Source organism: uncultured Gimesia sp. (genome assembly GCF_963972345.1).
GTDB lineage: Bacteria > Planctomycetota > Planctomycetia > Planctomycetales > Planctomycetaceae > Gimesia.
Genome location: NZ_CAXAVM010000040.1, coordinates 21,089 through 42,736 on the forward strand (window position 1 = coordinate 21,089; position 21,648 = coordinate 42,736).

The following is a 21,648-nucleotide window of genomic DNA, read 5'->3' on the forward strand; positions in this document are numbered from 1 at the left end:
GGATAATCTAGTGAAACAGATTTTAGTAACTGGCGGCTGTGGGTTCATCGGTTCAAATTTCATCCGATACCAACTCTCAGAATACCCGGATGTTTCGGTAACCAACCTCGATAAGTTAACTTACGCTGGCAATCTGGAAAATTTGAAAGACTTTGAGTCCCATTCTGGATATACCTTTGTCAAAGGGGATATCACAGACGTTGATTTTGTAAACTCCCTGCTGAATTCGACTGAATTTGATGCCGTTATCAATTTCGCTGCTGAGTCGCATGTGGACCGCAGTATTCTTGATTCCGGCCCCTTTATTCATACCAACATCGTGGGAACTCAAGTCCTGCTGGATGCAGCACGCAATCGGAACATTGAGCGTTATGTGCAAGTCTCAACAGATGAGGTTTATGGCAGCCTGGGCAAAGAGGGATTATTTACGGAATCAACTCCGATCGCTCCTAACAGCCCGTATTCCGCATCAAAAGCCTCTGCTGACCTGTTAGTACGCAGTTATATTAAAACGTTCGACTTCCCCGCTATTATCACCCGCTGCTCCAATAATTATGGTCCCTTCCAGTTTCCTGAAAAACTGATCCCATTATTTATCTCCAATGCCCTGGAAGATAAATCACTGCCCATTTATGGGGAAGGAACAAATGTTCGAGACTGGATTCATGTTATCGACCATTGTCGCGGGATTGATGCTGCTTTGAGAAAAGGGAAGCCCGGTCAAATCTACAACTTTGGTGGCAATGCAGAGATGCAGAATATTGAGATCACCAGACTGCTGTTGAAAATTCTCGATAAACCAGAGTCTTTGATCAAATATGTCACCGACCGACCCGGACATGATTTGCGTTATGCGATTGACTGCAGCAAGGCTGAAGCAGAACTAGGCTGGAAGCCTGAGACCGAATTTGATACTGGCTTAAGAGAAACGGTTCAGTGGTATCTCGATCACCCGGAATGGGTCAATCGAATCCGCTCAGGGCAGTATATGAAATATTACGATCAACAATACGGCAACCGCTTAAATACGTAACCAGGAATACCATTCAGCAATTCGTGCCGCCTGCCTGATATTCCGTTCGCCGCACTTCAATCAAAATGAGAATAACATGAAAATTGCAGTTATTGGCACCGGTTACGTGGGGCTGGTGACAGGCACTTGTTTTGCCGAAAGCGGAAATCAAGTCACCTGCATTGACATCAATGAACAGAAAGTCCAGAAGCTGAAAGCGGGAGAGATTCCGATTTTTGAACCTGGCCTGGAAGAAATGGTGAAACGTAACACCAAAGCCAGGCGACTTTCCTTCTCGACCAGTTACGAGGAAGCGATCCCCGATGCTAAATGTATCTTTATCGCAGTGGGAACCCCCCAGCAGGATGATGGATCTGCCAATCTCGATAGTATCTGGAAGGTTGCTGAATCACTCGCGCCCCTCCTGTCAGAAGATGCCATCGTCATCATTAAAAGTACGGTCCCGGTAGGAACCAACCGTAAACTTGCGGAAATGCTTCAGGAACTGACAGGCAGGGTTGTGGATGTCGCATCTAACCCGGAATTCCTGAAGGAAGGCGCAGCCATAGATGATTTCTCCAAGCCAGACCGCGTTGTCGTGGGAGTGTCCCGGCCCGAAATCTCTGATACACTGCACGAACTCTATAAACCGTTTCTGCGTACCGAACATCCATTCCTCTCCATGGAACTGGAGAGTGCCGAAATGACAAAATATGTCGCCAACTGTATGCTGGCAACAAAAATCAGTTTCATCAATGAAATGGCAAACCTGTGTGAGCGGGTGGGTGCCGATATCAATCAGGTCAGACGAGGGATCGGTCATGATCAACGGATCGGATTTTCCTTCCTGTTTCCCGGAGCGGGATACGGAGGCTCCTGTTTCCCCAAAGATGTTTCTGCACTCATTTCCGTTGCCAAAAGCAAGCAGATGGAACCCTCTATTCTTAATGCGGTCGACCAGGTGAATACCGCTCAGAAAAGAGTCCTATTTGAAAAAGTAAACCACTACTTCGAAGGCGATCTTAAGGGAAAGACTTTTGCGATCTGGGGGTTGGCCTTTAAGCCGAAAACCGATGACATTCGTGAAGCGCCTTCCCTGGTACTGATCGACCAGCTACTGCAGGCAGGGGCACAATTGAATGTCCACGATCCCGTTGCCATGGAAAATGTCAAAACTCTGTATGGCGATCAGCTTGCATATTTTGATCACCACTATGATACTCTGCAGGGAACCGATGCCCTGATCATCGTCACAGAATGGAATGAATTTCGGCATGCTGACTTTGATTATATTCGCCACAAGCTATTGAATCCGGTCATCTTTGACGGGCGAAACCTGTATGAGCCTGAAAAAATGAAGCAAAAGGGATTTGTCTACATCGGCATTGGACTCAGTACTTTGAATTAGTCCATTTAAACCACCACAGACGTGGTAAAAACAGAAACAAACATAAATCCCGTTCTCAGATAATCTTAAATGAGAACAATAAGAAAGAATAGAAAATGGATCACGAACTCAAAGATAAATGTACTGGAATCATGGATCGCATCGTCAAACTACGAGACTCTCTTTGACTACGCTGACAAAAAAAAACGCACGAGAGAAATCAATGAATTGATGGGAGCAGCCGGCTTCTGGGATAACCAGGAAAAAGCGCAGGAACTTGTCAATGAAATGCAGCAGTTACAACTGGTGGTTAAACCACTCACCGAGCTCGTGAAAGGTGCTGAAGACCTTGAAGTGCTGCTGGAATTCATTGAAGAAGAGGGCAGCGAAGACAGTATCCCGGAACTCGCTGCTACCGCCGATCGTCTCGACACCACTCTCGAGAATCTGGAGTTACAGGCGATGATGTCCGCTCCGGAAGATGGCTCTGCCGCCTACCTGAGTATTCAGGCGGGTGAAGGTGGCACCGACTCTTCTGACTGGGCAGAGATGCTGTTGCGCATGTATTTGCGCTGGTGTGAACGCAGAGGGTTCAATGTGGAACTGCTGGATCGTTCTGATGCGGAAGAAGCCGGCATCCGCAGTGCAACCATTCGCATCGAAGGCGACTACGCCTACGGTTACCTCAAAGGGGAAACCGGGAATCACCGCTTAATCCGGATCAGTCCGTTTGACTCGGCAGGCCGCCGACACACATCTTTCGCCGCCATCGATGTTTCACCGGACATGGGTGAAATTGCAGAAATCGAAATCAACTGGGATCAGGATGTCCGCGAAGACACATATCGTGCCAGTGGAGCAGGGGGGCAGCACATTAATAAAACAGACTCTGCGATCCGCCTGACTCATCTGGAAGCGGGGGTCGTCGTACAATGTCAAAACAATCGCAGTCAGCATAAAAATCGGGCCGAAGCACGTAAAATGCTGAAAGCAAAACTGTTTCAGATCGAACAGGAAAAACGGGATGCGGAACTAGCTGCCAAGCGGGGGGGGAAATCCAAGATTGGCTTTGGAGGCCAGACCGTTCGGAATTATGTCCTGCATCCCGATCAGTATGTCAAAGATGCTCGTACGGGGTATAAAGCAGGTAACCCGGGTCCCATTCTGGATGGAGACCTCGACGGATTTCTGGAAGCGTTTCTACGCTGGGGAATGACGGAAAACTAAAAATCAAAACAGAAAACCAGCTGTTATGTCATTTCAAATGGGGAAAGATATCATGTTACGAAATTCGTCTGTCTGTCTATTATTCATTACACTTATTTTGAGTGCCCAGACAGGCTGCCTGAAAGTGGAACATCCTTCCCCGGAAGCAAAGTCCAATGCGGAACCCCAGCCCGGAAAAGTTGCCAATACGCCTGCTGAAACGAAAGAACCAGCAGGAAATATCATTCCCGAGACGGGCCTGACTGATGAAGAGATTGCAGCTGGCTGGATCGCTCTCTTCGATGGTCACAGCCTGTTTGGCTGGAAGGCCAATAATGATGTCAACTGGCATGTCGAAGACGGTGTCATCAAAGCGGATCAGGGAAAACCAGGCTTACTCCTCACCACATCCCCTTTTGCCGACTATGAACTGAAATTCGAATTCAAATTGACCCCCGAAACAAACAGTGGCATGTTCCTGAGAACCACTTTTGATCCCAAAGATCCGAGCAAGGACTGCTATGAACTGAATCTGTGTGATCAGAAAACCGAATTCCCGACTGGCAGCCTGGTTGCTCGCAGCAAAGTCGATAAACCACTCCCCAGCAGTTCCGACTGGCAAACCTGTGTAGTCAGTCTCGAAGGTCCGACAATCAAAGCGACCATTAACGGTAAAGATGTTCTGAATTTCAAAGACACTTCAGAGAATCTACGGAAAATTGGTTTCATCGGTCTCCAGAAAAATGAAGGTCCCATTGAATTTCGCAAAATCTACCTGAAACCACTGCGGATGTCGACAATTTTTAATGGCGTCGACCTCGCAGGCTGGAGCGTCGTCCCTGGTTCACAAAGCACGTTTGAGGTCGTCGATGGAACGATTCACGTGACTGCGGAAAAGCAGGGTTACCTGGAGACCGAAGAAACCTGGGGAGATTTCCTCTTTCAGGCCACAGCGAAGTCAAATGGATATGCCCTCAACAGTGGTTACTTTTTCCGAGCGATCAAAGGCTCGGAAACAGGCATGGCGAATGGATACGAAGTTCAGATTCATAACGGGATCAAAGAGGGAGACAGAACCAAACCGGAAAATGCAGGTACGGGTGCTATTTTCCGCAGAACAGAAGCCAGGCGTGTGGTTGCCAATGATCATGAATGGTTCACAACCACGCTTAGCGCTTATGGACCTCATATCGCAGTCTGGATTGACGGCTACCAGGTGACCGACTGGACCGATACCAGAAAACCAGACGAAAACCCACGTAAAGGTTTGAGATTGAAAGCAGGACATATCAGTCTGCAGGGGCATGATCCGACAACTGACCTCAACTTCAAAGACCTGAAAGTCAGCAGTCTGCCGTCAGATTCTCCTTGAATTTCCTGATATAGCGGATCGCATGCAACAGCTCTGCTTCAGGAGCGAGTTTCGTTACCACTTGACGCACTCCCCAGCGTTTCGCTGCAGCAATAAGTTCCGGGTGCGCCAGCCCCATCATACCAATGACAGGGGCAGGATCTGTCCGAATCATCAGTTCTCCCAGAACCGATTCCCAGGGATCCAGATCATACACAACCACATCTGCCTTCGGCTGGTGTGAAGGGGGCACCACTTTTCCCCCCCAGACCCTGATCTGATCTTCCAGCATACGGCAGTACTGCCGGTCTCCCGATACCACACTGACGCGGAGTGCAATTCCCTGATCATCCAGCCGAAAGGAGAGATCTGTTGATTCCCACAGGAAAACCTCATCGCGTCCGGCGGTTAATGGCAATATTTCGGAACTGGATTGGATGATCTCCCATTCCTGTTGAATCCGGGAAGTCGCGCGACGGGCAGGGACCCGGATACTGAAAGGCCAGATCATGCGCGTTCTGCCATCGGATTCACACCAGGCTCCAAAGCAGCAGATAAAGCGACTCAGTGGGAAACGATAGACGAGATCATCCAGGACATCTGGTGCAAATTCATCAGGCCAGTTCTGGCAGACAATAATCAGATCTGGACTCGTGGTGACTGTCGAAATCTCGTCTATTCCAGATATCTCTATTGTCTGAACTCCGCAACAGATCTCCTGAACCGACGAGAAAACCGGTTCCATTTCGGGAGACTGATGACCAATCAGCAGCACACTCATCTGTCGGGGACCATCCGTCGGCATTACATTTATGTCCAGTTATCATTGGGAAATTTAAGCTTATTTATAGCTTAATCTTCGTGTTTCTGAAAAGCCCTCTCTTCAGGGAAAATGAATCCGCATCAAAAGGGGAGATCCATCTTGCGAAAATCTGCTTTTTTTGCCATAACTCATTTTCTGTCAGGCTGATCGGACTCAACACAGACATACAAATATTGCTCGAGGTTTACTGCCTCGTTGTAACGTTGTGGAAAAGGATTTCGTCACGTTGCTCGAACCACCGTCTCCCGAATTACTGCATCGATTAACAAGGCTCCAGCTTTGTACCACAGCGGATGTGAGACGCTGTCGACGTCGCGTGCGTAGACTGGCGCGTGGAATCCCTGCTTTCGACTCCGTCTGGATCGACGCACTGGTTCAGGCACAGAAAATCACCCCCTTCCAGGCGCGCGTGCTGGAATCGGGGCACCCCGAACATCTGGCCGTGGGGCCGTATCTGCTGATCTCAGAACTGGGGCATTCCTCACAGTCACAGACCTATATTGCAAGAGTACCTCAGAGTACAGAACAATGCGCCCTGAAAGTCACAACGCCGCAGTCAGAACCACCCCAGCAACTGCAAAAACATTTTCAAAGTCTGCTACAGCGGTTACAGGGGCTGCATCATCCCTCCCTGGTATTACCCCGGGTTGTCAAACAGCTTCCCCAACAGTTTGTGATCATCAGTCATTACCTGCCATCCGTTGCAGCCTCGGAACTCCTGATTCGTCGGGGACGGTTTCCTGTCCCCGTGATTCTGGCCATTGGTGCCCAGTTGCTGGATGCACTGGTTGCCCTGGAGCAACGCCATGTCATTCACGGCGACATTCGTCCCTGGAATGTCCGCCTGACGGCAAAGGGAAATGCTGCCCTTGTCGACCCAGGTCTGGCTCCCATTCTCTCTCCCGAACTGACGATTCACGCTGCCTTACCACCTCGCTGCTATGACGGCATCGCTCCCGAACTGATTGGAACCGGACGTCATCCCGACACGCAGAGTGACTTGTATGCCTTGGGATGTTTACTTTGGGAGCTTCTGGCGGGTCGACCTCCCTTTACGACTGGGGACCCCCTGGCCAAACTGGCCTGCCATCAGACGAAATCCATTCCCGACATCCGCAGTTGGGCTCCCGAAACTCCCGCAGCGCTGGCCGAAACTTTAATTCGCTTCACTTCCGCCGATCCTCAGCAACGTCCTGCAGACATGAAGACAGCCCGAAAACTCTGGCCAGGAACCAGTTCACGAAATGTGCTTTCAAAATTTCATGCTTCGTTTCAGCATCAGACTTCCCGGATAGAACCAGGATTGAAATCAGAAAAACCAGGTCGCTTACCACTGATCGCCGCACTGATTTTTGTACTCTCCGGTCTCTCATTCACACTGCTCGATGAAGGAGCCCGCAACCAGTTGCTGGAAATCACTGCCAAAGTCTCTTTTAAAAAGGCTGACCAGAGTCCCTCAATCACTTCCGGCACTCAGCCTGATCACTCCGAACCTGGGAAAACAGTTCATACTTTAATCCCTGCCCCCGATGAGCAGGGAATCATCCGACTGGCAGCGGATACTGTATACGAATCAACCAGCATCACGACAGTCGGTCCTCTTACCATCAAGGGAGATCCCGCTCATCCAGCCATTATTGAAATCGAAGAAGATTCATTTCACGTTGTCGCCGAACAACTGACCGTGGAAAATGTGATATTTATCAACCGAGCCAGATCACAACAGTCAGGGGCACAAAATACCGATGCGTTATTGAACGTGACGGCACAAAACGTCAAAATCAATTCCAGTTATTTCGCGCAACTCGACTCGCAGGAACAAACTGTTTCAAACCAGATGCGAAGTGGCCTGTTTTGGAAACCATTAGACTCTCAGCAGCGAAATGGGACCAGCCTGACATTTCAGAGTACATTTTTCGCTGTTCCCGGGCACGCTGTTCATTTATCTCAAACACCACAGAAACTTTCAGTCGCCAATTGCCTGAATCTCACTTCCCGGTCCATGATCTATCTGGAACATCCGCCGGAAATTGATCAGCAGTTCAATCTGAATCTCCAACATTTGACAATGCGGGAGACCGGTCCACTCCTGTTACTGAACTGGACTGACCAGCTTCAGATCCCCGGCTCCATCCAGATTGAGGCCCGGGACTGTGTTTTTGGTTTGACCCGGTCGGCACTCATTCAGGTTCAAGGCTCTAAACCACCAAAAAACTGGCTCTCATCAGTCGGACTCGCCGGGGAAGGTTCGGTGGCTTCTTCCGAAATTCCGATCGCCGCCTGGCAGGAATCCCCGGGCCAGCCACTCGAAGAACTCGATACTGATAACATGATGATCGAAGGACTCTCCACTGGAGTTTTTGAATACGCGGCTGATCCGAGTCTGCACCCGGCCGATTCTCTGATTACAAAGGCGCAAGTACCACGTAAATCATCTCAACCGCCGGGGATTCAGCCCAAATTGTTTCCAGACTTTCTTTCAAGCCTGAAAACCCTCGAAAAGTAAGCTGTAGAGCAAGACTTCTCCGCTTGAACTCCTTGAAGGGAGCAGGGGGGCTTGGTAATATCTCTTCCAGTCCTGTGATAACATCCTTCGATCGGGGTCTGTACGCATCTCACGTCGCCCTGGTTGCAATACGTACTTACTCTCATCTGATGCGACTATGAATATCGACCATGAGTATCGAACCGACATTTCCAGCGGATGGAACCGTAAGCATATCCTGGGATTGCAGGACCTTTCCCGCGATGAGCTCAACATCATTCTCAATCAGGCAGCTGAGTTTAAGCGGCTGGCAGCGATTGGCGAAACCAAACTGACACCACTGGCTGGCACTGTGGTCGCCAACCTGTTCTTTGAACCATCGACCCGCACCCGAATCAGCTTCGGGCTGGCCGCTAAACGTCTCAGTGCCGACACGGTCGATTTTTCCGCTTCCGGCAGCAGTCTCTCCAAGGGAGAGAGCTTTATTGATACCGCTAAAACAATCGAAGCGATGGGAGTTTCGTATGTAGTGGTCAGACACAAAACTCCCGGCGCTCCCCAGCTTCTGGCACAACACCTGGATGCCAACATTCTGAACGCCGGTGACGGGACGCACGAACATCCCACCCAGGCTCTCCTCGATATTTTTACCATCCGGGAACACTTCGGTAAAATTGAAGGACTGACGGTCACGCTGGTGGGAGATATCCTGCATAGCCGCGTCGCTCGATCCAATATCTGGGGACTGAAAAAACTGGGAGCTCATGTGATTGTTTGCGGGCCAACCACATTGATTCCCAGCGAAATCGAACAACTGGGGGTTGAAGTCTCCAACAGTCTGGATGATGTCTTACCTCGAACGGACTGCCTGAATCTGTTGCGGATTCAGTTTGAACGCCAGCGAGGGCACTATTTCCCTTCCATCCGGGAATATGCCCATCTGTTTGGAATGAATAAACAACGCATTAACAAAGCCAAAGAAAATGTACTGATCCTTGCTCCTGGGCCGATCAACCGGGGAGTTGAAATCACACCCGATGTGGCCGATGGCCCGCACTCCATCATTTTAGGCCAGGTCAGCAACGGTCTGATCATTCGCATGGCCTGCCTCTACCTGCTTCATCTACAGCGAACTGCCTCCTTGGGAATACCAGGATGAAATCGATTCTCATCAAAAATGGTCGCATTATCGACCCCTCACAAAATCTGGACCAGCTGGGAAACCTGTTCATTGAAAACGGGAAAGTTTCCGGCTTGTGTGATGCAACGGTCACGGCTGACGAAATTATTGATGCCACAGGCCTGATCGTCTGCCCCGGGTTCATTGACCTGCATGTCTCGCTATGCGAACCCGGCTTCGAAGAAGATGAAACAATCGAATCGGGAACCGCTGCCGCCTTAGCCGGGGGTGTGACATCCCTGGGATGTCTGCCTAATACATCGCCCGTGGTGGATGATCGCTCTTCCGCTGAGTTCATTCTGCTCCAGGCAGAACGCGCGGCGAACTGTCATGTCTACCCTCTGGGGGCGATCACCAAAAACCAGGAAGGAAAAGAGCTGGCGGAAATCGGTCAGCTGGTCGCAGGGAAGGCCGTCGGTTTCACTGACGCCGATCGCCCCATTGATGATGCGCAGATTATGCGATGTGCGCTGGAATACACGCGGATGTTCGATCGTCCGATCCTGAATCGCCCTCAAGTCGCCGAACTGACTGATAAGGGACAGATGCATGAAGGGTTTTATTCGACAGTCCTGGGACTCAAAGGCATCCCTGCCGCTGCAGAAGAGATTATGGTCAATCGGGATATCGCCCTGGCGGAACTGACCCGGGGTCGAATTCACCTGATGTGCATTTCCACACAGAACAGTGTCTCCCAGATTCGTCGTGCGAAAACCGCTGGAATCCATGTCACCGCTGATGTGACCCCTCACCATCTGACACTGACCGACCAGATGCTGGAAACATACGACCCGAACTTTAAGGTTCTGCCTCCCCTTCGTACTCAAGAACATATCGATGCCTTGATAGAAGGCTTGAAGGATGGCACGATCGATGCGATCTGCTCCGATCACACTCCTCATGCGGCAGAAAAGAAAACAGATGAGATCCTGGGAGCAGACTTCGGGATTATCGGGCTGGAGACATTGCTGCCGGTCTGCCTGCAAAGCCTGATTACCCCCGGCCATCTCACATGGTCTGAGCTGATCAGTAAACTGACAACAGGACCTGCCAAAATCCTCGGTCTCGCGAAGGGAACTCTGGCGGATGGAGCAGACGCCGATGTCACCCTGATTAATCCGGATATCCGTTACATCCTCGAACCTTCGCGACTCAAATCTTCCAGTCACAATACACCATTTCTGGGGAAAGAACTGCAAGGCAGGGCAGAACTCGTGATTGTTTCCGGAGAAATCCGATTTCGAGCCGAAAATTAAAAACTTCTGTGCACAAAATGATCGAAGTTGACGTTCCCTCCAGTATCATCAACAATATCAATAAGTGATTAGCACGACTGAGCCAATCGACTCGCGTCTCCAGTATTTTCAGAAATCCCTGAACCTGCTGCCAGTTTTCAGGCCTGTCATTCCAGAATGACCGGTAAATCTGCGAGTAGATCGGGGGCTGTCAAGATGCCATTCAGACCTTAAGGACAGCTTTAAACAGATTACTATCTTTATTCTAAGACAGGACACGACATTGATCACACAAGACAGATTATTCAAGTTTGATCCTGGTTCTTTCAGAGGTATGGTCCGAATTCTGCTATTGTCGCCAGTCCTGATTCTGCTCCCTGGATGTGGAGCAGAAACCTACGAACAGCGACTCCAGGAAACGGCACAATACTTTGCTTATGTCGATTCTCGAAATCAGGCACTTTCCGGTTCCTGGACATCACCGACAATCACAATGCGTGTACCGATTGAATTCCGGCAGATGGAAGATCCAAAAGTTTCCGCTGTCGCTGCCTCGGCGGACGAATCTGAATCTCCAGCGCCGGAGCCCGTTCCCACGATCGATCCTCGACAACCTGACTATGCAGATCTCGTATTACCAGGGCTGGAAGGAGCCTGGCGTGCAGAAGTCCCCGTCGATCTCGAAAATGAAGCCACAGAGCGGCCTGCCTACCTTTATGTACTCAGTAATCAATCACTACTGAAGGAAAAACAGAAAGAACAGGCACTCAAGTTTTTCAACACTGTGAATAACCAGATTGCGACCACGTTTGACCAGTTTCTGAATACAGAAGATTTTAAATCAGAGCAATACCCCAAGGGAAAAGGGTATTCCAATCCGAAATCATTTACCGTGGGGACCTTTGAACCAGAGACACCAATCGACGGCGTACCATATCAGTTTCAGATCTACCTGACTGAATCAGGCAACCGACAGGTCGTGATTCTGCTGGTTCTACCAAAAAATATTGCACGAGGATCAAAGCTTCTGGAACAAATGGGCTATAGTCTGGAAACTGTAGAATTCGTTAAATCATCCTCTTCTCAGTCTCCGTCAAAGAGTGCAAATTTCTAAGCAGAAGATCGCAGGCAAGAGTGTATCCCCAATATCAAAAGTATCTCTCATCCTGCTCAGTGAGGTCCTGATAGTATGGGAGACGCTTCACTAAAACGGAATACAGGCACAAAGTTGGTCTCCACCAAAGGTATCACCTGACCTGCTACTTAATCTCTCTCCATTAGATTATTGATATATGTCACTCATTCACCCCGGTTTATTACTTGGCATCGCTCTGGCAATAATCCCGGTGATTTTACATTTTCTGCTCCGCTCAAAGCCAAAGAAACTGATTTTTCCCGCGCTGGCGCTCCTCCAACGAAAAAAAATTCAGAATTCCCGTCGACTCAAACTGCGACACCTCTGGCTGCTGTTGTTGCGGATACTGGTCATCGTCGCGATTGTCCTCGCGCTGACCAGGCCTTCTCTCCCCCCCGCCAACTATGGTTTTTCGACCTATGAACTGACTATGCTCATCACGATCAGCCTGATCGCGATTCTGGCCTACCTGGGGCTGATGCGACACTTTCAGAAACAGCGAATCTCTCAACAGTCTCTGAATACACACCGCACCTTTTTACGAGGCGGGATCGGGGCAGCAGCTTTTCTACTCGTGGCGCTACTCGTGTTGTGGCCTTATCAAAGACGCATCTCAGCAGAGATTTCAGAACCGCTTCCCGCAGTCGCAGAAAACATTCCGGTTACCGCGGTCTTCCTGTTTGATACCAGCCTGAGCATGGATTATCGCCAGGACAGTCTCTCGCGACTGGACCAGGCCAGAACGATTGCAGACGAGCATTTAAGTAACCTGCCCGCTCAGAGCAGGATCTCCGTCATGCATAGCAGCAGTGAAGATAATTTTCCGTTTCAGTCTGATCTGACGGCAGTCCAGTCCCGAATAAAATCACTGAAAACTTCAGCCTTCTCCCTGTTTCTGGATGATCGACTCCGCGCCGCCATCAACCGGCAGGAGGATGATTTCAAACGCAGCCAGTCAGCACAAGAGCCTGGCGCAGGTCAGTCAGCAACAGCAGATCAGTTTGTCCGGGAGATTTATATTTACACCGACCTGGCGCGTTCCGCCTGGAGAAACCAGCCCTCTCAATCGATCAGACAACAGCTGGAACGGCTCAAGTGGCTGGGGATTTATGTGATCGATGTCGGCGTCACCAACCCGAAAAACATCGGTATCTCTCACGTCACGCTTTCACGCGAGTCAATTACACTCGGCAATTCTGTGACGGTCAAAGCCGAAATCATGACCTCCGGAATTACAACCGAAAATACCACTCTGGAGCTCTATACACAAAATGATAAAGGACAATTGATCAAACGGGATCAGCGTCTCCTGTCAACCACAGCTTCCCTTGAGACAAATACAGGCTCTGGAGCTGCCTCAAAATCCAACCAGGAAACACAGCTCGAAATGAGCCTGGCTAATATCAGTCAAAAAACGACGCAAGGCGAACTTCGACTGACTTCTTCCGATCCGTATCTTCCAGACGACGTCCGTTATTTTACGATTCTGGCTGAGCCACCTCCCGAAATTTTAATTATCAGTCCAGACTCTGCTTCGGCACAGCTCTGGAGTGCAGCCCTGGCACCAGAGAAACTCGTCGCACTAAAGAAAAGTCGATACCACTGCAAAGTGGTTTCACTCAATGAACTGGAATCAACGCCGCTGGAACAATTCGCAGCCGTCTACCTGATTAACGTCACCGCTCTTCCCCCTAAAGCCTGGCGGTTGTGTGCTGAGTACGTGGAGAATGGTGGCGGTCTCTGTTTCGTTTTAGGCAGTGACGGGGACGCCCCCGAATCGATGATTGTCTCCTTCAATTCACTGGCAGCACAAAAAGTTCTCCCTGTGGAATTACTGGGATCCCTCAAATTCATCCCACCCGAATTCCTCGATCTGGAAAACAACCCTCATTCACTGTTTGAATATTTTCAGGAACTGGGGGGAACAGGAGAACTTTCCACAAGAGAGGTCTCCCGCTTCTGGCGTGTTGAACCGACAGAACAGGGTCAGGTCATCGCCACTTATACCGACACCAGAAATTCTCCCGCGATCATTGAACGCAATCTGGGACAGGGGAAAGTCATTGTACTGACGACTGGTGTGGATTCGTCTGGCTGGAGTCAGCTCCTCTTCGCGCGCTGGTCTTACCTCGCTTTCGCAGATCAACTTACCCGTTACCTGATTCACACGCGATCGAATCGTGCAAATTATCTCGCTGGTGAAATTGCCAGTTATCAATGGCCTGCTTCTGCCACGAAGCCCGAAACATTTTTGTTAAGAACTCCCGATTTAAAACAGCTGCTGATACAGGTAAAAGCGGGAGCGCAGCAGCTCACGATACCGGAAACGACTGCTGTCGGCCAATATCAGCTGATCGACAATTCCAGCAACAGTACCCGTTCTTCCAGCGGCTTCAGCGTGAATGTCAGCCCGGCTGAAAGCAACTTTACGCCCATTTCAGAAAACGAACTCGATCAGTTCCTGGGTGCCGAACGCTATAGCATTACACATGACATGGAAGGACTGAAACGTACGATTCGGACCGGAAGACTCGGTGTGGAAATCTTTCCCTTCCTCGCAACTCTGTTACTTTTGTTGTTCTGTCTGGAACACTTTACCGCAAACTTTTTCTATGAAATTGATCAGTCAGCCGAAACCGTTTCCTGATTTTTAAACCCGTTTCACGAACCTTGAATAGTTCTTACAGTTGAACCATGCAACCAATTTTTGAACCAATCTGGTCCTGGCCTGCGATGATCCTGCTGATCATTGGGTTGATCGCATTGGTTCTTACCACATATCCGAAACGCGTCAGGCATTTCTCCCCGCGAGTCCGTCGGCTGCTGATTGGTCTACGGTTAATGACTGTCCTGCTGCTGGCATTTATGCTGCTGCGTCCTTCCATCCAATTCAGTGATCAAACGAAACAGCAGTCATGGCTGTATATCGTCGCTGATGCCAGTCGAAGTATGCAGACAGAAGATGGGCCTGGCAGCACAACCCGACGCAATGAATTATTGAAAACCCTGGAAACAGTCAAGCCGGTATTGGATAACCTTGACGAAAAGACGGGGATCCGGCGGTTTGATTTCTCCAGCGAGCTGGTTCCCGTGGAAACGTTTTCCGAGGAAGCTGCTGGAGAGCAGACGGCCATCGGCTATACGTTAGAGATGATTTCCAGCCAGTTACAGCAGGATCGCCTGGTTGGCATTCTGCTTCTGTCTGATGGAGCCGAACGGACGCTGCCCCCCTATGATGTCGATGCCAAAACACAGGCAAGCTACTTCGGTGATACCGGTGTTCCCATCCATACCATCGGGTTTGGTTCTTCAAATCTCCAGGATACAACGCTGGACCTGGTAATGGAGAGCCTCGTCATTGACCCGTTGATTTTCGAGAAAAAAAACACCCCCATCAGCGTCAAGGTCCGCAGCCTGGGAGCCGCGAATCACGATATCACCGTACGTCTGCTGGTCGAGGATCGGACCGGTATCAAAAAAGGCGAAGCGGGAAAAATGCTGCCAGCAACAGCCTACGGTAATTCCCGGGTCGCGACTCAGATCCACCCGACTCAGAACAATGAACTGAGTACGGTGGAACTCTTCTGGACGCCGGAAATACCCGGTGAATATAAAATCGCAGTCGAAGCAGTTCCCCTGGAAGGCGAAATCAAACAGACCAACAATCGTCTGGAAACAATTGTCACTGTCCAGAAAGGGGGGATCCAGGTCGTCTATTTTGATTCCCTGCGACCCGAGCAGAAATTCATCCGCTCCATGAACGACCCCAAAATACAGCTGGATTATATACCGGTAGGCAAAGGATTTCGCGGCGGCCAGAAACCAGTCAATGCAGAACTGAAAGATCTCTCCCGCTACGATGTCTTTCTCATCGGAGATGTACCAGCCGACACTCTGGGGCCCACGGTCCTACGAAAAATTGCAGACCGCGTGGAACAGGGAGCCGGCCTGCTGATGACGGGCGGATATCACAGTTTTGGGCCGGGTGGCTATGCGAATACTCCGCTGGAGATTTTAATCCCGGTCATCATGCGCCCCAGCGAGAAACAGGCCGGGAATAACATTGCGAAAGATCTGCACTACTTCCAGGATCTGAAAATGGTGCCGACATCACTGGGACTGCAACGCTACGTAATGCAACTGGACAGTTCCCGTGAAGGAAATCGGGAAAAATGGAATACGCTGGCTCCGCTCAAGGGGGCAAATCGTCTCAAGAAAAGATTTGAAACCGTCGAAGTTCTGGCAGAATCTGCAGGTAACGAAGCGATTCCACTGCTGTTTGCTTCTGACGTGGGAAATGCACGTGTGATGGCGTTTGCCGGCGACACGACGTTTCAGTGGTTTCTGACCGGGAACCGCAGCGAACACGAACGGTTCTGGAGGCAGATGATTCTCTGGCTGGCTCATAAGGAAAATGAGTCTGATCAGAGTGTCTGGGCACGGGTCGAGCCCCGCAATGTCGCTCCGGGCAGTCAGGTCCCCATTCAGTTCGGTGCCCGGGATGATAAAGGCAAACCCATTTCCGATGTTCGCTTCACAGTACAGGTGACAGGACCTTCCGGAAAAACCAGCAAAACGGAAGTACAGGGGACCGCAGACGCCTCTACCACCACGTTTTCACAAACTCAGGAACCCGGCGACTACTGGGTGACAGTCAGTGCAGAGAAAAATGGGAACTCACTTGGTTTCGACGCAACCACCCGTTTTATCGTCGACCCGCGTGATCTCGAACTGGACAACCCGGCTGCTGATTATTCTCTGCTGGAATCGATTGCGTCACTCTCCGGAGGCAGTTCTCTGCCGCCGGAAGAACTGGAAAGTTTTCTGACGCGGATGAACAAAGAAAATTTATGGAATAATAATCTGACACGATACCGGCGCGTGTCCCTGTGGGATAACTGGTACTTCCTGCTTTGTTTCATTCTTCTGCTCAGTGCAGAATGGTTCTTACGGAAGCATAAAGGTCTGGTTTAACTGCCTTTAAGGGCATTGTCCCCATAGCAACGGGAAAATCAGGGAAAAAAGAATCTCTTTGAAAATTCCGGAACATTCATACCATCACGGGCGTCGATCATTCTATAATGAATATGAGTGAATTCTTTCAATTTCAAATCTGATTCAGGCACAGGCTTTCCATGTCAACCGCATCCAATCCGAAGCAGACGACTGAACAGCGATCTGGCCAGTATGCCAAGTTTGATGAATATGTGGATTATCAGGTCTCGAAAACCGGATCCAATATCAAAGCCAACGATCTGCTGACAACGGCAGTAGGGATCTCCGCGATCTTTTTAGGCTACCTGCTGGTATTTGTCCTGTGTGATCACTGGCTTATCCAAGGGGGATTTGGGCACACCGCACGCCTGTTGATGCTGGCGGGAGTATTCATCGCCTGTCTGGGCTGGGCTGTCTGGAAACTGGTCTTACCCTATTTCAAAAAAGTCACGCACCTCTATTCTGCGAATGCCCTGGAGCAGACCTCTCACGAGATGGAAGGATCTCTGCTCAATTTGATTGATCTGAAACAATCCAGACGTAACGTCAATCCAGAGATAATCAGCTCTCTGGAAAAACGCGCTGCACTGACGCTGTCTCAAACCGATACCGAGCAGGCTGTCGATCGGCGGCCACTGATGCGACTCTCTTATGTTCTATTGTTCGTCGTGGCAGTCTTGTGTTTTTACGCCCTCTTCTCACCAAAGGAAATCTGGCCGTCCATTTCAGCTGCCATTTCATTTTCTCCTCAACGGGAGTTTGCCACACAGACTCAGATCAACTCCGTCACTCCTGGAAATACGGAAGTTCTGTCGGGAAGTCAGCTGGAAGTCATCGTTGATCTGCGGGGAGAAGTACCGGACACGGTCACACTCTTTTACACATCCAGCGACGAAGGCCGCGTTGATGAGCCTCTTAAACTTCGAGCAATGGACGAAACCCGGAAACGTTACCAGGGCATGATCGTCGGGATTAACGGGCGTGGTATCAGACAGGAATTAACCTATCACGTCCAGGCGGGCGACGCGATCTCGGAAGAGTACCGTGTCAAAGTCATTCAGCCCCCTTCTGCCACCGTACACTCCATTCGTTATGAATACCCGCAGTACATGGATCTGGCAGCGGTCGAACAGCCAGGGGGAGCGATCGACGCCTGGGAAGGAACCAAAATCACCGTCGATGCCACGACGAATATGCCGATCACTTCTTTCGAGGTTCTTTTCTCAGATGAAGAAGATTCAGCTTCGTTACTGGAAGAATTCAAAACCGAAAAAACGATCAACGAGAATTCAATTACCGCCACATGGAAGCTGAAACTGCGAGCAGATGGATCGTTTCCCAAATTCTACCAGATCAAATGCCGAAACGAAGCAGGGCAAACCACACTGTCACCGACCGTCTATCCCTTGATGATCCGCCCGGACCAGTCCCCGGAAATCAGCCTGTTGACTCCCAAGTCGGATCTGAAGATGCCAGCCAATGGGATTGTTCCCATTTCAGTGATCGCAGAAGATCCGGATTTCAAGATTCGCTATCTGAATCTGCGAGTTGATAAACAACAGGTCCGCGTTTTGGATAAAACCCTCTTTGAAGGCGCCGAAAAGAGCGTGGGACTGAATCATGATTTCGAACTGGGACCATTGCGTCTGACTCCTGGTGAGACAATTTATTTCTGGGTCGAAGCCCGCGATAACAAACACCCTTCGGGCAATCGTCAGAACACACCCAAGATCAAGATTGAAATCACAGAGCCTGTCTCGCAGGAAGATGCTCAGAAACAGCTGGAGGAACAAAAGCAGAAAAACGCTCCTCAGAAACCAGACTCCAATTCCGATCAGAAAAACAAATCGGAGTCGATGGAGAATAAGTCTGACAAAACCGATCAGAACCCTTCTGACCAGCCCAATCCGGACAAAAAAGAAGAAGGAAAGCCCGGTCAGGAAACAAAACCCGGAGAGGAAAATCAGCAGGAAAAAGAGGGACAGAAAGCAGGCAAGCAGAATTCCCGGCAATCCACATCAAGCGAGCCCGAACAGTCAGATGAGCCGGGCGCTGGTCAGAAGAAATCTGGCGAGAAACAGGAACTGGACAGCGATGGGGGTGACGACCAGGAAGCGATCAAACGCATTCTGGAACAATTGAAAAAAGAAGGTCAGCAGCCCGATTCTGGTTCCGAACAGAAACCGCAACCTGACACTGAAAAACAGGATCCTGATAAACCCGCCGACGATCCTCAAATGCAGGACCAGAAATCGTCTGGTGCTGCCGGAGATAAGAACAATCCCTCGTCTGATGCAGGCAAAGGATCAGAAGGAGAACCTCAGAACGCTCCTGACAAGAGTTCCAGTCCGTCTTCCTCAGACAAGGCAGATAAACCGGACAATAATCCCAGCGGGAAACAGAAGCCGTCTCAATCCGACTCTGTTCCCAAAGGCAAACAGGAACCGGCTGCTCCTTCAGATGATGCGATGAAAAGCAAATCGAATGGAGATCTAAAGGGTAAAGCGACTCCGAACCATGATCCCGATGCAGATCCCCGTAAAACTGATCAAGATGTAGAAAGAGATCCCAACCAGAAACCGGCCACTCGTCCTGGTCAGAAGGATTCTCCTGCCAGCGATGCTTCACAAAAGCCCAAACCGGATACGCCGAATTCGAAATCACAAAATACGGACAATCCGGCAAAAGCAGATCCGAAAGAGGGAATGCGGAAACCGGAAAAATCAGACCAGAACCCGTCAGGCAAACAGCAACCTTCCACGAATCCGGATTCCAAACAGAAACCGGATCAACCTGATGGTTCGAATGAACCTCCCCAGAATAAAGGTCGTCCCACAGACCAGAAATCAAAACAGCCACAAAATGGCGAGAAGGGGAACAGTTCTCAAAATGACCAGGGGCAGAAAGGGAGCCAGCAACCGGGAACAGGAGATTCCACAGGACAGAAAGGGAATCAGGAACAGAGTTCACAAAAACCACCTGCTGATTCGAAGCAGCCGATGAATCAACCAGACTCGAACAACAAATCTGGTGAGAAGTCATCCGACCAGAATCAATCCAGCCAGAACAAATCCGGAGAAAGTAAATCTGGTGAAAAAGGTGGGAAACAATCTGGCGGGGATAAAAGCGGTTCGCAGGGGAAAGGCCAATCCAAGTCCGGAGAGAGTTCCGGCTCCAGTTCGGGTCAACGCTCGGGAGATCCCCAGGGAAGTGGCTCGACCAAGGGAGGTCAGTCTGCAGCAGCTGAAGACCAGGATTCTGGAAATGCCTCTCCCCCCGGGCTGCCTGAAGCAGAAGACGCCAATCTGGAATACGGCAAAGAAGCCGCCAACCTGGTGCTGAAGCGAATCAAAGATGAACTGAAACGTAAGGAAGTCGATCAGGAACTGCTTAAAGAACTGGGCTGGACCAAAGAAGAGATGCAGCAGTTTTCTGAGCGGTTACAGAAACAGCTGCAGTCTCCCGAACAGGAACTGCAGTCCCCCGAATCACTGGCCCGTAAACGTCAGTTTGAAGAGATGTTAAAATCCTTGAAACCGGCGAATCGCGCAGCACAACGCCAACGAACCAGCAGCCGAAAACAGAACACCGACAGCATTGGTCCCCGTCGCCTGCCTGTCCCGGAAGAATACCGGGAAGCATACGAAGCCTTCACGCGTGGTTTATCTGAAAAGAAAACTTCAGATTAGTAAACCACAACCGACTGTTAACCGTTTTCCACCTACGACAGCAGCAATTCCAGGTCGTCGCTCGAGAGGTTCTTGAGGACGCTCTGGTTTTCTTCCAGGATCGCATCCGCCAGTTCCCGTTTCTGCTGCTGCAACTCGGTAATCTTCTCTTCGACCGTGTTGCGGCAGATCAGCTTGTAGGCAAACACGCGTTTGGTCTGGCCCACACGATGCGCCCGGTCGATCGCCTGTGTTTCCACAGCCGGGTTCCACCACGGGTCCAGAATGAACACATAATCTGCGGCAGTCAGGTTTAACCCCAGACCTCCCGCTTTCAAACTGATCAGGAACACGCCACAGTCTTTGTCTGTCTGGAACCGATCCACGCGTTCTTTGCGGTCACGCGTCTGGCCATCCAGATATTCGTAAACGATATTCTTCTGATCCAGGTGTTCCTGCACGATCGACAGCATACTGGTAAACTGCGAGAAGACGAGTGCTTTATGACCTTCCTCAATCAGTTCTTCCAGATGCGGAATCAGAACGTCCATTTTCGCCGAAGCATCCAAAGCCCGACCACGATCCAGCAGGGCAGGATGGCAGGCGGCCTGTCGCAGACGCAGCAGTGCCTCAAGCACATGAATCTTCGTCTTACCCATACCTTTGGATTCCACCATTCCCAGAATAGAATCGCGGTAGTGTTGTCTCAACTCGTCATACAGGTTGCTCTGTTCTTTACCCATATCACAGTACAATGTCTGCTCGACTTTTTCAGGTAATTCGTTGGCAACCTGTTCCTTCGTCCTGCGTAGAATGAAGGGGCGTAACGCGTTGCCGAGCAGGACACGGGCATTTTTATCTTCAATGTCGTTCGTGTAGGCTTTGAAGACCGAACTGCGCCCCAGCATGCCCGGGTTCAGGAACTCAAAGATCGACCAGAGATCTCCCAGGTGATTCTCGACAGGAGTACCACTGAGTGCAATCCGATGCCTCGCCTGAATCAACCGTGAAGCTTTCGCAACTTGAGAACCGGAGTTCTTGATCATCTGGGCTTCATCCAGGACGGCGTAATCAAACTGGATATCTTTAAACTGAGTGATGTCACGCCGCATCGTACCATAAGTCGTTAGAACCAGATCATAATCGGTTAACTGCTCGATCAGTTTACTGC

The 21,648-nt window shown here is 50.2% G+C and carries 13 protein-coding genes; 11 read left to right on the forward strand and 2 right to left on the reverse strand.

Features of this window, described 5'->3' with window-relative positions:
* Nucleotides 1-10: 10 nt before the first annotated feature.
* The 4 genes from rfbB (at nucleotide 11) to AACZ40_RS09385 (ending at nucleotide 4,977) form a co-directional block, all read left to right on the forward strand.
* A complete protein-coding gene (gene rfbB, locus AACZ40_RS09370) occupies nucleotides 11-1,033 on the forward strand; it encodes a dTDP-glucose 4,6-dehydratase (protein WP_291179265.1) in 1,023 nt (340 codons plus the stop codon).
* A 76-nt stretch (nucleotides 1,034-1,109) separates the two neighbouring features.
* Entirely contained in the window at nucleotides 1,110-2,420 is a 1,311-nt protein-coding gene (locus tag AACZ40_RS09375; RefSeq protein WP_291179263.1) for a UDP-glucose/GDP-mannose dehydrogenase family protein, read from the forward strand.
* A 95-nt stretch (nucleotides 2,421-2,515) separates the two neighbouring features.
* Nucleotides 2,516-3,626, forward strand: a protein-coding gene (prfB, locus tag AACZ40_RS09380; RefSeq protein ID WP_291179261.1) for a peptide chain release factor 2 whose coding sequence is annotated in 2 segments (ribosomal slippage) — nucleotides 2,516-2,584 and nucleotides 2,586-3,626 — 1,110 coding nt in all. Because the reading frame shifts where the segments join, the coding sequence is not laid out codon by codon here.
* A 52-nt stretch (nucleotides 3,627-3,678) separates the two neighbouring features.
* Nucleotides 3,679-4,977, forward strand: coding sequence for a DUF1080 domain-containing protein (locus AACZ40_RS09385; RefSeq protein ID WP_291179258.1), 1,299 nt, complete (start codon nucleotides 3,679-3,681; stop codon nucleotides 4,975-4,977).
* Here AACZ40_RS09385 and AACZ40_RS09390 read toward each other — a convergent pair.
* On the reverse strand, nucleotides 4,949-5,761 hold the full coding sequence (locus AACZ40_RS09390; RefSeq protein ID WP_291179255.1) for a hypothetical protein: 813 nt from the start codon (nucleotides 5,759-5,761) through the stop codon (nucleotides 4,949-4,951). The two genes, AACZ40_RS09385 and AACZ40_RS09390, sit on opposite strands and share 29 nt — an antisense overlap.
* Before the next feature lie 244 nt (nucleotides 5,762-6,005).
* Here AACZ40_RS09390 and AACZ40_RS09395 point away from each other — a divergent pair, with 244 nt between their 5' ends.
* The 7 genes from AACZ40_RS09395 to AACZ40_RS09425 all read left to right on the forward strand — a co-directional run bounded on the left by AACZ40_RS09395 (nucleotide 6,006) and on the right by AACZ40_RS09425 (nucleotide 20,498).
* Nucleotides 6,006-8,285 carry a serine/threonine-protein kinase gene (locus AACZ40_RS09395; RefSeq protein ID WP_291179251.1) on the forward strand — a complete coding sequence of 760 codons (2,280 nt, stop codon included), beginning with the start codon at nucleotides 6,006-6,008 and terminating at the stop codon, nucleotides 8,283-8,285.
* Nucleotides 8,286-8,442: 157 nt separating this feature from the next.
* Nucleotides 8,443-9,423 (forward strand): aspartate carbamoyltransferase catalytic subunit, encoded by a 981-nt coding sequence (locus AACZ40_RS09400; protein WP_291179248.1) that lies wholly within the window; start codon nucleotides 8,443-8,445, stop codon nucleotides 9,421-9,423.
* On the forward strand, nucleotides 9,420-10,700 hold the full coding sequence (locus AACZ40_RS09405; protein WP_291179245.1) for a dihydroorotase: 1,281 nt from the start codon (nucleotides 9,420-9,422) through the stop codon (nucleotides 10,698-10,700). Before AACZ40_RS09400 ends, AACZ40_RS09405 begins: the two co-directional genes overlap by 4 nt.
* Before the next feature lie 313 nt (nucleotides 10,701-11,013).
* On the forward strand, nucleotides 11,014-11,793 hold the full coding sequence (locus AACZ40_RS09410) for a hypothetical protein (protein WP_291179243.1): 780 nt from the start codon (nucleotides 11,014-11,016) through the stop codon (nucleotides 11,791-11,793).
* A gap of 178 nt (nucleotides 11,794-11,971) precedes the next feature.
* Nucleotides 11,972-14,461, forward strand: a complete 2,490-nt coding sequence (locus AACZ40_RS09415) for a BatA and WFA domain-containing protein (RefSeq protein WP_291179239.1) — start codon at nucleotides 11,972-11,974, stop codon at nucleotides 14,459-14,461.
* Between the two features lie 47 nt (nucleotides 14,462-14,508).
* Entirely contained in the window at nucleotides 14,509-16,788 is a 2,280-nt protein-coding gene (locus tag AACZ40_RS09420) for a hypothetical protein (protein ID WP_291179236.1), read from the forward strand.
* A gap of 161 nt (nucleotides 16,789-16,949) precedes the next feature.
* A complete protein-coding gene (locus AACZ40_RS09425) occupies nucleotides 16,950-20,498 on the forward strand; it encodes a hypothetical protein (protein WP_291179233.1) in 3,549 nt (1,182 codons plus the stop codon).
* A gap of 32 nt (nucleotides 20,499-20,530) precedes the next feature.
* Here AACZ40_RS09425 and AACZ40_RS09430 read toward each other — a convergent pair.
* Nucleotides 20,531-21,648, reverse strand: a 1,118-nt coding sequence (locus tag AACZ40_RS09430; protein WP_339674197.1) for a DEAD/DEAH box helicase, incomplete at its 5' end; no start/stop codon positions are given.